The 13,787-nt window shown below is 56.6% G+C and carries 8 protein-coding genes and 1 other RNA gene; 2 read left to right on the forward strand and 7 right to left on the reverse strand.

The annotated features are described in order from the left end of the window. The first annotated feature begins 496 nt into the window (after positions 1-496). Together NN484_RS00305 and NN484_RS00310 are read left to right on the forward strand one after the other, a co-directional pair. A complete protein-coding gene (locus tag NN484_RS00305) occupies positions 497-2,281 on the forward strand; it encodes a DUF262 domain-containing protein (RefSeq protein ID WP_274658406.1) in 1,785 nt (594 codons plus the stop codon). Further along, positions 2,278-4,656, forward strand: coding sequence for a DUF262 domain-containing protein (locus NN484_RS00310; RefSeq protein ID WP_274658407.1), 2,379 nt, complete (start codon positions 2,278-2,280; stop codon positions 4,654-4,656). The genes NN484_RS00305 and NN484_RS00310 overlap by 4 nt, the downstream gene beginning before the upstream one ends. A gap of 601 nt (positions 4,657-5,257) precedes the next feature. Here NN484_RS00310 and ssrA read toward each other — a convergent pair. The 7 genes from ssrA to NN484_RS00345 all read right to left on the reverse strand — a co-directional run bounded on the left by ssrA (position 5,258) and on the right by NN484_RS00345 (position 13,760). Next, positions 5,258-5,647: a transfer-messenger RNA gene (ssrA, locus tag NN484_RS00315) on the reverse strand. 97 nt (positions 5,648-5,744) lie between these two features. Beyond that, the gene (locus tag NN484_RS00320) at positions 5,745-6,023 is read right to left on the reverse strand and encodes a hypothetical protein (protein ID WP_127649886.1); all 279 of its coding nucleotides are present in this window, start codon (positions 6,021-6,023) and stop codon (positions 5,745-5,747) included. 129 nt (positions 6,024-6,152) lie between these two features. Continuing rightward, positions 6,153-8,963: an FAD-binding and (Fe-S)-binding domain-containing protein gene (locus tag NN484_RS00325; protein ID WP_274658408.1), complete on the reverse strand. Its 2,811-nt coding sequence runs from the start codon at positions 8,961-8,963 to the stop codon at positions 6,153-6,155. Beyond that, positions 8,960-9,631: a LutC/YkgG family protein gene (locus NN484_RS00330; protein WP_274658409.1), complete on the reverse strand. Its 672-nt coding sequence runs from the start codon at positions 9,629-9,631 to the stop codon at positions 8,960-8,962. The genes NN484_RS00325 and NN484_RS00330 overlap by 4 nt, the downstream gene beginning before the upstream one ends. Next, a complete protein-coding gene (locus NN484_RS00335; RefSeq protein ID WP_215501871.1) occupies positions 9,631-11,085 on the reverse strand; it encodes a LutB/LldF family L-lactate oxidation iron-sulfur protein in 1,455 nt (484 codons plus the stop codon). The genes NN484_RS00330 and NN484_RS00335 overlap by 1 nt, the downstream gene beginning before the upstream one ends. Beyond that, positions 11,082-11,906, reverse strand: coding sequence for a (Fe-S)-binding protein (locus NN484_RS00340; protein WP_215501870.1), 825 nt, complete (start codon positions 11,904-11,906; stop codon positions 11,082-11,084). Before NN484_RS00340 ends, NN484_RS00335 begins: the two co-directional genes overlap by 4 nt. Before the next feature lie 159 nt (positions 11,907-12,065). Next, positions 12,066-13,760 carry a lactate permease LctP family transporter gene (locus NN484_RS00345; protein ID WP_274658410.1) on the reverse strand — a complete coding sequence of 565 codons (1,695 nt, stop codon included), beginning with the start codon at positions 13,758-13,760 and terminating at the stop codon, positions 12,066-12,068. Positions 13,761-13,787: the final 27 nt, after the last annotated feature.

Below are 13,787 nucleotides of genomic sequence, written 5' to 3' on the forward strand. Positions count from 1 at the left end.
TTCGGTCTTCAGCCACAGCGGGGCAGGCGTAGCGTTCGATCATCGGAGCAGCATCGAACTCTTGATCCTGTGCGACGCAACGCGTGCTGTCTACGAAATGCTTTACCTGACGGAACTACGTTTGGATGACAATCTGCTCGCCAGCAGTCCCCTTGTTCGACCAAAGGCGTATACGCCGCGAACTCCTCGCCTGCTTACTTTGTCTGAGCTCCGGACTCGATTTGCAAATCCTACGGGGTATCGAGCTTGTCTGGGCGGTCCGTTGTTCGATTAGACCTAGTACATCTATGCCACCTTGCAGATGCAGCCGCTCCAGAGATTGCGCAGTGCAGCGATCAAAAGCTTGAGTGTGATGGCATATTGATACAGAGTCGTGCACTTACTGAAAAATTCATCCAGTGCCAGCCGCCCAGCCTGACTGTTCCGATTGATGTTGACAACGGATTTGCCCGTAAACGGTTAACAAAGAATTGCTCCATGAAAGGAATCACCTGATATGACTGCCCAGTCAGACATTCGTCTTAAGCCTATCCACGCATTGCTTACTGATGAAAAGCAACAGTCCACGCGCTTTTGGATCCCCGCTTACCAGCGTGGTTACCGCTGGAAGCCACTGCAGGTGACCCAGCTACTGGAGGATGTTCGAGAGTTCGCTTACCGCCGGAACCCCCAGCCTGAAGAGTTCTACTGTTTGCAACCGTTGGTGCTTAAATCAATGGACGCTGGGCAATATGAGGTCGTAGACGGGCAACAGCGACTGACTACACTGCTTCTGATACTGCGGCACTTCAATGAACGCCTTGCAAAAAAGTACCAGCAGACGCTATTCACACTTGACTATGAGACACGTCCGGACCTGTTGAGTTTTCTTGTCGATCCGATTGCCGAAGTAGCACAGAGTAATGTCGACTTTTTTCATTTGTTCGAGGCAATGAACGCCATTGAGCAGTGGTTTTCGAACAAGGACCATGAGGTCGAGGACATCAAGTCCGCACTATTGAGCAAAACCAAAGTCATCTGGTTTGAGCTGTCCGACAAAGACAATGCGGTCGATGCGTTCACCCGCCTGAATGTGGGTAAGATCCCTCTCACGAATGACGAATTGATCCGCGCACTGTTTCTACGCCGGTCCGATGCCAGTGAGCCCCAGGCGGCCGCGCTGCAGCTCAAGATTGCGCACGAATGGGACCAGCTTGAAAAAGCACTGCAAACAGATGCGTTCTGGTATTTCCTTACCAATCAATCTGGTCCGCGGCAGAACCGGATCGGTTTGCTTTTTGAGTTGGTGGTGAAAGCGAATGGAATGTCTGATGAATCCGAACACGACGCCTATTCGATTTTTTATGCTTATTCCAAGCGGCTAAAAACCGCAGGCGTTCAGTTGCATGACGAATGGCTGAAGGTAAAGCAAACCTTCATGATGCTAGAAGAGTGGTACGAGGATCGAACCCTCTACCATATCGTCGGTTTTCTCGTCCATGAAGGTGTGGCCCTCGAGAAGATTTGTGCAATGTCGTCACGTACCACCAAGACTGAGTTCGAGCGACAGCTGAGGGCGCAAGTTCTCAAGCTAGCCTTAGAAAGTGAAGTTTCGCTAGACGCTGGTCGGGAAGCCTTGGCGGAGCAAGTCGGGATTTACCTAGATGACATGGAATATGGCAGGAATTCAAAAAAGATTCGCTCGATCTTGTTGCTATTCAATATAGCCACACTCCTCGAAAGTTCACGCTCCAACCTTCGCTTTCAATTCGACAGCTTCAAGTGTGGAGACTGGGATATCGAGCATGTGCGATCTGTCGTGTCTAACATGCCTGGACGCGATCATGAGCGTCTGCAGTGGCTGCAACTCTGTCTAGGTCACCTCGAAACGCAAGACCCCGCAGCAGAGCTTTGTCTCGCGCTAAAAGCGCTGATTGATAAGTTTGACAAGAGTGCATCAGAAAAAGAGTTCGAACCGATGTATATGCGAACGCTGAAAGCTTTTGGAGAGGGAAATGAGGAAGATGTGGACGACAGTATTTCCAATCTCACTTTACTCGACACGCGGACAAATCGTGCTTACAAAAATGCTGTGTTCGCGGTAAAGCGTAATCGGCTGCTATCACTCGATCAGTCAGGGATATTCGTACCGCTCTGCACACGCAATGTTTTCCTGAAGTGCTACAGCCCTCAAGTTGATAACGTGATGTTTTGGAGTAATGACGACCGCAAGGCGTACCTTGATGTCATGGTCAATACCTTAGTTAATTTCTTCCGTGCACCATCGAAGGTTTCCGTATGAGTGACTCAAGCAGCCAGATTATTTTCAAGCAGCTTCTTGATAGGCACCGGTGCATTCAGATTCCGATGATACAGCGCGACTTCGCTCAAGGACGTCAGTCAGAAAAGGAGGTTCGGGTTGACTTCCTCAATTCACTGTACAACGCTTTTTTGTTGCCTATTGACGATGATGCTCTCCCTCTGAATTTGGATTTTATATACGGCAGTGTTGAGGGTCGCGGGGAGACCCGCTTCCTTCCCCTTGATGGGCAGCAAAGACTCACCACTCTGTTTCTGCTTCATTGGTATCTGGCGCTGAAGGACGGCTGTGTTCAGGAGTTCAAAAGAATATTTTGCTCTCAGGATGAGTCTCGTTTTTCCTATAGTGTTCGCCCCAGCAGCGGCGAGTTTTTTAATGCGCTGGTCAATTTTTTTCCAGACACGCCGCCTAACAAACAGAGCGACCTTGTTGCGCTTATTGCTAATCAGTCCTGGTATTTTCGCAGCTGGCGGTTGGACCCGACTATTCAGTCAGCGCTGACAATGCTGGAGGATATCCACCAGCGATTCAGTGGCACCGAGGCTTCTTTTTTACGCCTTGTCGATGAAGCTCATCCGGTCATTACCTTCCAATTGCTTGATTTGGATAACTTCGGTTTGTCCGACGACCTCTACATCAAGATGAATGCGCGGGGAAAGCCTCTTACCGCGTTCGAAACGTTTAAGGCGCGCTACGAGCAGGCGTTGGCTGTGCAGTTCGAAGGTGAGTCTGTCGACTTAGAGGATCGTAGTGTTTCGGTGGCGGAATATTTTGCGTTGCGAATGGACACTCGTTGGGCCGATTTTTTCTGGTCGTATCGAGATAAGGAAACCCATCTGTTCGATAACGCGGTCATGAACCTTTTCCATGCTGTTGCCTTGGTGACCAGGGATGATGAAAAGGACTCGTATCCTGAAGATGTCGCGGCACTCAAGGATAAGGAATTAAAATTTACCTATCAGCGCTTCCAGAACAATGGGTGGCTTGATCGCAGCTTCTCCGAAGTGCTTATTATGCTGCTTGACGTGTGGAGCGAGGAGGGGGCGTTCAAGCTTCAACTTCCTGGCAACCGCTATTTCGATGAGCGCGCAATCTTCGCAACCGCTGTCAGCGAGCCCGCGAGTCTGGGCTATACCGAAATCGTCCAGTTTTTTGCTTATGTTGCGTTTCTGCGCGAGCACGGCGAGAAAAATGCTGAGGCATTCCAAGACTGGATGAGGATTGTTTGCAACCTATCGGTTAATTCGGCTTACGAGCGCCCTGCAGATGTACAGCGTAGCATCGCAGCGGTCTGTAACCTGGTCATTCATGCAGACAACATCCTCGAGTATTTCGCAACCACAGAGCGGCCAACCGTTGGATTCAGCCCGCCACAGATAAGCGAAGAGATTCTTAAAGCCCAGCTCATACTGGCGCATTCCGGTTGGAGGGCATTGATTGACAAGGCAGAAAGTCATGGTTATTTCAAAGGCCAGATCGAATTTCTGTTGAGCTTTTGCGGAGCCGTGGACAACGCTGAAGACTTATCGGTGATTGATTGGAGCGTCGCTGCTCATATCCGCGTTCAGAGACAATTCAAAGCGTACTTGAAGCATGCCGAGACGATGTTCAACTCCCGCGGGCTCACAAGCCTTGACGATTACCGGTGGGAGCGAGCGCTCCTGAGTCTCGGTGATTATTTCCTGCGTAGCAGTGACCGAAATTATTCGTTTCTAGTGAATTCGGCGGCGGAGCAAGGCAGCTGGAAACGTCTGCTTCGAACTTCAGATGGCAGCCAGCGCGAATTACTCAAAGCGCTATGGGATAACCTGAACTCTAAAGGACCTGTAGATCAGCAACTGGACGACCTCATTGATGCAGCGACCGACCTTGAACCTTGGAGGCAGGCACTGATTGAGACGCCGGCTGCTTTTGGATATTGCCGACAGCGCGCGCTTCGCTGGGCGGATGAGGACGAGATCTATCTGCTAAAGAAAAGCCGAATGAGCGGTGCGCATGCCGAGTTATATAGCTATGCATTGCATCACCGACTTACAGCGGTTTCGATAGCGAAAAAACTGTCGCCGTTAAGGTTGGGGGACTACGGTTCCGTTTCGGGCAGTGATTTCTACCCCTATGTTTCGCTGATTTTTGAAAATTCACCAAGTCCACTGGAGGTCACGGTTACCTCAATCGACGGGCAGTTTCAGATAAGCTTGCAATCAAGTGAAGTTGCTAAATTCGCCAAGCTTAACAGCACTCTCAATGCCAGCCTTGGATTCGTGAAAGCTGAAGGAGAATTCCAACTGAATGTGAAGCGGGAGCTTATCGATAAGACCTTGTTAAAACTTGCTGGGCTTCTGAAAAATTACAAGTAGCTTATTGATAGAGTCAGCTTCACGCTGATCATTTGGACTATGCACCTGGCGAGGTAGCAATTAGCTCCTCGCTCGCTGTCGCTTAAATTTTCAGCGATTACCCCAGCACCTTTATGCGTCGGGCCTACGCCCTTCAGATAGATCGCTTGACCGGCCGGATACGAAGAACTTAAGTTTCCGGCAAACCAAAAAAATGAATTTAAGTAGGCAGGAGCCATTTCAGGCTCCTGTCTGCTTCATGTCGTTTATCCGAAATTATGGACGCGCTTCAGTAGCGATTGAAAAAAGAGCAAAGCGTTCCCCACGACGATCAGGATCGGAGGGGGCACTGGATCATGATGACAGTTTTCACTGCTGCCGAAGCACTCGCCAGTATGCCGATGAAAGTGAAAAAGTATGATCAGCAAATTCATCAACGCCATGGAGGTGATTTCGGTTTCGGTCGGAGCCATAGGTGCTGTTTGCTGGGTTGGCTCGCCAAACGTCCTTTACAGATGCTCTCGTTCCGCCAGTGAGACGCAGGCTGTTGGCGCTGAAAGCCCCGTATTTACTGGATTTCAGGCACAAAAAAGACGCCCTTGGACGTCTTTAGATGTTTGTTTGGTGGAGCCGGGGGGATTTGAACCCCCGTCCGCCAGTGCTCCGCTGTCGGTACTACATGCGTAGCCGTGTCTATTAAGTTAACCCTCAGCGACCCGACGGGCAGGGTGCTTTGGGCGAGTTGTGTAAGTTTTAGCCGCTTCGTCCACAACGTACTGCACGGCGATTCTGTTCTATATGACAATCATTTCGGGTTTACAGACATCCCCTGATGATTGCTGGGCCCGAAGGCACCAGGAGTGCATGTCAGCTGCAATTAAGCAGCGAGAGCAGCACCGTATTGGTCGTCATTGGCAACTATAAGAAGTTGCAACAGTGGATTTACGACTTCTGTTACCAAGTCGGCATGCACCTAAAGTTTCGTCACCGGCGTCGAATCCTAATCGGCCCCGAACTCATTGCCTCGTACATCATGTGAGGCAACAAGCCTGTGCAGTGTACGCCAAACGGCCGGCAAGGCCAACCCGAAGGTTGACCGTGGCCTTGAATCAGTTGTTGGTGCCGGTGGATTTACGCAGTTCCAGAATGGTTTGCGAGGTTTCCGCAACGCAGTCATCGATCTTGCCCTGGGCTTTGAGCGCTTGAGCCTTGCTCACGCTGGTCTCGGCACGCTGACTCAGCTCTGGCGACGATGACAGCTGGCCTTTGGCGTTGTTGATGGTTTGAATATTGGCATCGCACAGGTCGGCAGGCTTGTCGGCGGCGAACGAGGTGGAGGCCATCATCGAGGCAGTAACGAACAGACCTAACAGTACAGAACGTTTCATGTGTATCTCCTTGAACTGAGGGATCCAGACTTCGCTGGCCGTCAGGACGGGCAACCGAGTGGAGGAAAAGCCCCGAGTTTCGGGGCCTGTTCTGTGGACTACGGTCGCACGCAAGGGTTCTATTTTTCTTCAGCAGGCCTTGGCCCGGGTCACTCGATCCACCAGATAGACCAGCCCGTGATAGTCGATGCCGCCGTGTTGCGTCAGGCCGATCTCACAGGTGCGGCTGGTGGAAATCCCCTCGCTGCAATGCTGCACCGCGTCCTTGAGCGTGCGCAGTGAATGGCTGTTCAGCTCCGGTGTGGTGAAGCCCTTGTCGCCGGCAAATCCGCAGCAGTGAATGCCTTCGGGGATGACCACGGTCTTGCTGCATTTGCGTGCCAGATCGATCAGCGCCTGGCTTTCGCCCAGATGCTGCGTGCTGCACGTCACGTGAACCGCAATCGGTGCTTCTTGCGGTGTGAAGTCCAGTCGATCGAGAAGGTGCGTACGGATGAAACGCACCGGGTCGTACAGGTCCAGGCGCACATCTCCCACGTCCTGCACCAGGCGCAAGGTGCAGGGGCTGGTGTCGCAATAGATCGGATCGAGCCCGCCGCGACTGGCGTGCAGCAGGGCGCTGATCAACTCCTGACGCTTGTGCTCGGCCTGTTCGGCATAGCCTTTGGAGGCGAAGGGCTGACCGCAGCAGAGGTTGTCCTGATTGTCCGGGAACACCACTTGGTAACCGGCCTTTTCCAGCAGGCCACGGGTTTTGTCGTAGAGCGACATCTGCTCCTGATCCCCCGCCGCCGGGCCCATGACCCGCGATACACACGCCGCGAGATAGACCACGCGCGGGCGCTCATCGGAAACGCTCGGGCTGAAGCGAATGGCTTTTTCCGGTTGCGGCATCGCATTCGTCCACAGCGGTACCTGGCCTTTGGACAAGCGCGTCAGCGTCGCCGAAAGCTTTGCCAGACGCGGCGCGCCGAGCAGCATCCGCGCGCCGTTGGCCACATGCAGGGTGAAGCGTGCGCCTTGCAAGGTCTTGGCGAAATTTCCTTCGATCCAGTCAGCGGTTTTCTGATGCGTGGCGTGACGGGCGCGGAGCTTTTTCACCAGCTCGCCGGTATTGATGCCGACCGGGCAACGCTGCGCGCACAAGCCCGTTGCGGCGCAGGTCTCGATGCCTTGGTACTCGTAGGCTTTTTCCAGCTCAGTGGTGTCGACGCCAGCCCTCTTTTTCGCCTGAATATCACGCCAGATCACGATGCGTTGGCGCGGGCTGAGGGTCAGGCCTTTCGATGGGCAGACAGGCTCGCAGAACCCGCACTCGATGCATTTATCCACAATCTCGTCGGCCGCCGGCAGCGGCTTCAGGTGTTTGAGGTGGATCTGCGGATCTTCGCTGAGCACCACGTCCGGGTTGAGGATGCCATTAGGGTCGAGCAGACGTTTGAGTTGCCACATCAGTTGATAGGCGTCGCTGCCCCATTCCAGCTCAACGAACGGCGCCATGTTGCGCCCGGTGCCGTGTTCGGCCTTCAGCGAACCGCCGAACTCCACGGCCACCAGTTGCGCGACGTCATCCATGAACGCCTGATAGCGTGAGACTTCTTCCGGACTGTTAAAGCCTTGGGTGAAGACGAAGTGCAGGTTGCCTTCCAGTGCGTGTCCGAAAAGGATTGCTTCGTCGTAGGAATGTTTGTCGAACAGCTCGATCAGGCGATTGACGCCGATAGCCAGTTGCTCGACCGGAAAGGTCACGTCTTCGATGATCACCGTGGTGCCGGTTTTGCGCACCGCGCCGACGGCGGGGAAGGTGTCCTTGCGGATCGCCCAGAGCTTGGCGTTTTCCACAGGGTCTTCGCTGAAATCGACCTGTTTTTCCACCGGGAAACTGGCGAGTGACGCCATGATCTGCGCCAGTTGCTCCTGCAGCAAAGAGGAAGAGGCTGCGCGGGATTCGATCAGCAACGCGCAGGCATTTTTCGACAGATGCTGTACGAAATCCGGCATGCCAGGTTTGTCCTGCACCGAGCGCAGGCTGCGTCGATCCAGCAACTCTACCGCCGACACTGGTTGGCTTTTCAGCACGGTGACGGCGTTGCAGCAGGTTTCCACATCCGGAAACACGATCAGCGCCGAGGCCTTGTTCGGGTGGTCGATCACCGTGTCGTAGGTCACCGCACTGATGAAGCCGAGGGTGCCTTCGGAGCCGACCAGCAGGTGGCTCAAGATATCCACAGGCTCGTCGAAATCCACCAGCGCATTGAGCGACAGGCCGGTAGTATTTTTCAGACGGTATTTGTGGCGAATTCTGGCGGCCAGTTCGGCGTTGGCGCGGGTCTCGCGGCCCAACGTCGCCAGGCGCTCCAGCAGTTCGCGGTGGCTTTCGCGAAACGCGGCGACACTGGCGGCGTCTTCGGTGTCGAGGCGTGTACCGTCGGCCAGCACCAGACGGATCCCGGCCAGCGTGTGATAGGTGTTTTGTGCCGTGCCGCAGCACATGCCGCTGGCGTTGTTGGCGACGATACCGCCGATCTTGCAAGCGTTGATCGATGCCGGGTCTGGGCCGATCTTGCGGCCGAACGGTGCCAGCCATGCGTTGGCCTGTGCGCCGATGACACCCGGCTGCAGGCGGATTTGCATGCCCTGGCCGCGAATCTCGCGGGCGTTCCAGTTATCCCCCAGCACGATCAGCACCGAATCGCTGATTGCCTGCCCGGACAGACTGGTGCCGGCGGCGCGGAAGGTCACCGGGACGTGGTCGCGCTGGGCCAGTTTAAGCAACGCCACCACTTCGTCTTCGGACTCGACGCGGATCACCAGTTGCGGAATCAGTCGATAGAAACTGGCATCGGTGCCGAAGGCCAGGGTCGACAGCGGGTCGTCAAAACGGCGCTCGGCCGGTATCAGTTGTTGCGCATCTCGCAGGAACGTCGCCGGTAAAGTCATTGGTCCTCCAGAATCAGCACCACCAGGTCTTTCGGGCCGTGGGCGCCGTAAGCCAGCACTTGCTCGATGTCGGCGGTTTTCGATGGGCCGGACACCAGCAACGCGTTGGTCGGCATGCCTTGCGCCCACTCGAATTCCTGTTGCACCTGATAGAAGTTGTCGCGGATTTCGCTGGCCTTGAGCAGGGCGAAATGCACCGGTGGCACCAGGCTCATCAGCCGCGGCTCTTCGCGGGTGGGCCAGAGGATCAGGCTGCCGGTCGCGGCGATGGCGCCGAGGGTGCCCGTGACGCTGGCCGGGGTGTCGTTGAACAACTCGGCTTTCCATTCTTCCATCGGCCGGTCGTAGGACTTCAGCATCGGTAGATCCGGATTATTCGCCCAGTGCTGTGTGATGCGCTGCCCGTGGGGCGTCGTCGGTGCGATCAACAGGCTTGGCAGTTGGCGGTCACGCAGTAATTGCGCGAGCAACGCCGGCCAGTCGGCGCCAGACGTCAGATGGATCTCGGTGTGCACCGCTTCCATCAGTTTGCGCAGTTGCGGGATGCGTTGTTCGGCGCTGTAGGTGTAAGGCTGCGTCACCAGATCTACATCGAAGTCGTCGGCAATCGGCGTGGCACCGGTCAGACTTTTCCGCAGCTTGGCGAGGATATTTTGCTTGGCGCTCATCAGCGGTCTCCCTGTTTGGCCAGATGCTCGCGGGCCATGTCGTGCAGTGAGCGGGCGGCGGGTTTCGGCGCGCTGTGGTTTTGCGTCCACGGGCCGATGTTGCTCGGGGTCAACGCACGCAGGCGCGTGGCGAAGAAGCCGAACAGTCGATACAGGGTCGGTGAGCTGTTGAGTTTCGCCCAGGCGTTCCAGATGAAACGTTCCTTGCGCGAATACTTGCTGCCCTGGCCGCGCATCACTTGATGCGGTGAGTCCGGGGCTTTGACGTTTTCTTCGCGTAGGCGACGCAGCAGGGCAGGGATCGGAATTTTTACCGGACACACCTCGCCGCAAGCACCGCACAGCGACGACGCACTCGGATGATCCGGGACTTTCGCCAGGCCGACCATGTGCGGGGTGATGATTTTACCGATCGGCCCCGGGTAAACCTCGCCGTAGGTGTGACCACCGACGCGGGTGTAGACCGGACAATGATTCATGCACGCGCCGCAGCGGATGCAATTGAGGGTCTGGCGCAGTTCGCTGTCGGCAAAGGCCTGGCTGCGACCGTTGTCGAGCAGCACCAGATGCACTTCCTGCGGGCCGTCGAGTTCATGTTCCTTGCGTGGGCCGGAGATCATGTTGACGTAGGTGGTGATCGGGATGCCCAACGCCGAACGGGTCAGCAGCGACAGCAGCGGCACCACGTCGCGCAGGTTTTCCACGACTTTTTCGATGCCGGTGACGGCGATGTGCACCGGCGGCACAGTGGTGGTCATGCGCCCGTTGCCTTCGTTTTCCACCAGCAACAGGGTGCCGGTTTCGGCGACGGCGAAGTTGACACCGGAGACGCCGATGTCCGCTTCGAAGAATTTCTGCCGCAGGACTCTGCGACCGATCTGAATGAGTTGGTCAACGTCCTTGGTGTATTCCACGCCAAGTTTGTCGTGGAACAAGGACGCGACCTGACCGGCATTCTTGTGGATCGCCGGCATAATGATGTGTGAAGGCTTCTCGTGGTCGAGCTGGACGATGTATTCCCCCATGTCGGACTCCAGGCATTCAACACCTTGAGCCTCGAGGAAATGGTTCATCTCCATCTCTTCGCTGACCATCGATTTGCCCTTGATCACTTGCCGCGCCTCGTGAGCGCGGATGATCGATAAGACGATGCCATTGGCCTCGTCCACCGTTTCCGCCCAGTGCACTGTCACACCGTTGCGGGTCAGGTTCTGTTCCAGTTGCTCGAGCAGGTCGGGCAACTTGGAGAGCGCGCGGGCTCTGATCGAGTTGCCCAGGGCACGCAAATGTTCTCTTTCGTGGGCATCGCTGAAAGCCGCTGCCCGCTTGGTCATCAGTGAATCCATGGCCGTGCGGAAGTTGTTCCGCAACTGCGCATCGCCCAGGGCATTGTGTGCCCGGGTGCGGAAATCTTCTTCTACGGCAACCGTAGGAATAATCGTCGAGGTGCTCATTGCGCACCTCCGGTTCGCTGCCAGAGGAAGCTCGCCAGGTGTTGCCCGCGCAGCGCTTCCTGCTGTTTTTCCAGCGAGCCGTTGATATTCATCAAACAGCCGCAGTCGGCACTCAAGACCTTGTGCGCGCCGGATTCCTTCAGCGCCCGGGTCTTGTCAGCCACCATCGCGCCGGAAATGTCTGGCATACGGACGCTGAATGTCCCACCGAAGCCACAGCATTCGCTTTCGTGGTCGTGGTTGACCCGTTCCACGTTGCTCAACTGCGCCAACAACTCGCGGCCGTGCAAGTGGGTATTCATTTCACGCCGTGCCGAACACGAGGTGTGCAGCGCGACTTTGACCGGTTCGCCGCTGTCCTTGAGCTGCACCTTGCAGACGAACAGCAGAAACTCGGCCAGTTCATAGGTACGGGCCGCGAGGGCCTGCACCTGTTTCAACGTTTGCGGCTCGTCCTTAAACAAGTCCGCGTAATGCTCGCGCAGCATGCCTGCGCAGGAACCCGACGGCACCACCACCGGATAATCCCCGGCAAACAGCGCCAGTTGCGCGCGCGCTACCGTCCGCGCCTGCTCGGTGTAACCCGAGGTGTAGGCCGGTTGCCCGCAACAGCTCTGCCCTTGCGGGTACTCGACCTTGATCCCTTCGCGCTCCAGCAAGTGGATCGCGTCCATCCCGGCTTCGGGGTAGAACAGGTCGACCACGCACGTACCGAACAGGTAGACCCGCGACGGTTTCTCGCTGGGGTATTGCCGAGGTTCGGGCAGTGGCGGTGCAACGCGGGTCGCGTTGGGCACAGCGTTGTAAAAAAGCTCGCTCATCAGGCGTCTCCGGGTGGTCCCGGTTATCCGTCCGCTGAGGCTGCTGAATATAGAGCGTGTGGCTTTCAGCAGCCTTACAGACCGGGGTGTGAATTGCTGACGCCGGAATCACGAGCCGGCGTCGGTTATTTCCATGTTGCTTGTAGGCTTCTTGTAGGTTTAGTGCACCAGCATGCCGGTGAACCAGTAGGCCTGCGCCAAAGTGATCAGGCCGACGATCGTGGCAAAGAATAGGCTGTGCTTGAGGGTGAAGCGGAACAGATCCGATTCCTTGCCCACCAGGCCGGTCGCAGCGCAGGCCACGGCAATCGACTGTGGCGAGATCATTTTGCCGGTCACACCGCCGCTGGTATTGGCCGCCACCAGCAGGGTGTCGTTGACGCCGATCTGGTGGGCGGTGGTCGCTTGCAGCGAACTGAACAGGGCGTTGGATGAGGTATCCGAGCCGGTGAGGAACACGCCCAGCCAGCCAAGGAATGGCGAGAAGAACGGGAACGCCGCACCGGTGGCCGCCAGCACCAGGGCTATGGTCGAAGACATGCCCGAGTAGTTGGTGACGAAGGCGAAGGCCAGCACCATGCCGATCGACAGAATAGGCCAGCGCAGTTCGTAGAAGGTCTCTTTCAAAGTGGTAAGACCAGTTTTGAAATTGATCTTCAGCACCAGCATCGAGATCAGCGCGGAGAAGAAAATCGCCGTGCCGGTCGCGGAAATCGGGTCGAGCTTGAACACGGCCGGGATAGCGGTCGGCGTGGCAACGATCGGGGCGGTCTTGATCACCAATTGGTCAAGGTGCGGGATCGCAAAGTTGAACACCCAGGCGTACATCGAACCGCCAGCGGCGAACATGGCCTTGAAGGGCTTGAGGGTCCAGATGGTCACCAGCACGGTGAGGATCAGGAACGGCGACCAGGCCTTGAAAATTTCCCCGAGGCTGTAAGGCGATGCCACGGTGGTGCGCTTCTGGCCGAAGCCGCCGGCGCTGGCGGTAATTGCTGCACTCGACGTGGCGCCAGCGATTTGCGCGCCCGCAGTACGTTTTGGTTGCCAGACTTTCAGGAACAGGGTCAGGCAGATCAGGCTGGCCAGGGCCGAGGTGATGTCCGGCAGCTCCGGGCCAATGAAATTCGAGGTGAAGTACTGGGTTACGGCGAAGCTCAGACCCGCAACCAGCGCTGCCGGCCAGGTTTCACGCACGCCGCGCAGGCCGTCCATCATGAACACCAGCCAGAACGGTACGAACAGCGACAGCAGTGGCAGTTGGCGACCGGTCATGGCGCCGATCTTGAACGCGTCGATACCGGTGACCTGGCCGGCCACGATGATCGGGATCCCCAGGGCACCGAACGCCACTGGCGCGGTGTTGGCAATCAGGCACAGGCCGGCGGCGTACAGCGGGTTGAAGCCGAGGCCGACCAGCAGTGCGGCCGTAATCGCCACGGGCGCGCCGAAACCGGCGGCACCTTCCAGAAACGCGCCGAAGCAGAAACCGATCAGCAGCACCTGCAGGCGCTGGTCGTCGGTGATCGACAGCACCGAACTGCGAATGACCTCGAACTGGCCACTTTTGACCGTCAGTTTGTAGAGGAACACCGCCGCGACAATGATCCAGGCAATCGGCCACAGACCGTAGGCAAAGCCGTATCCGGCCGCGGCGAAAGCCATGTCGACCGGCATGTGGAAGGCGAAAATCGCCACGGCGATCGACAGCGCCAGCGTGATGCTGCCGGCCACATGCCCCTTGAGGCGGAACACTGCCAGAGCGAGGAAGAAGAAAACGATGGGAATGACGGCCGCAAGAGCGGAGACGCCGAGACTGCCGAGCGGGGTATAGAACTGTTGCCAGGTTTGCATATGGGGTGGCCCCTAATTGTTGTTGGT

The organism is Pseudomonas serboccidentalis, from assembly GCF_028830055.1.
In the GTDB taxonomy this organism is placed as follows: domain Bacteria; phylum Pseudomonadota; class Gammaproteobacteria; order Pseudomonadales; family Pseudomonadaceae; genus Aquipseudomonas; species Aquipseudomonas serboccidentalis.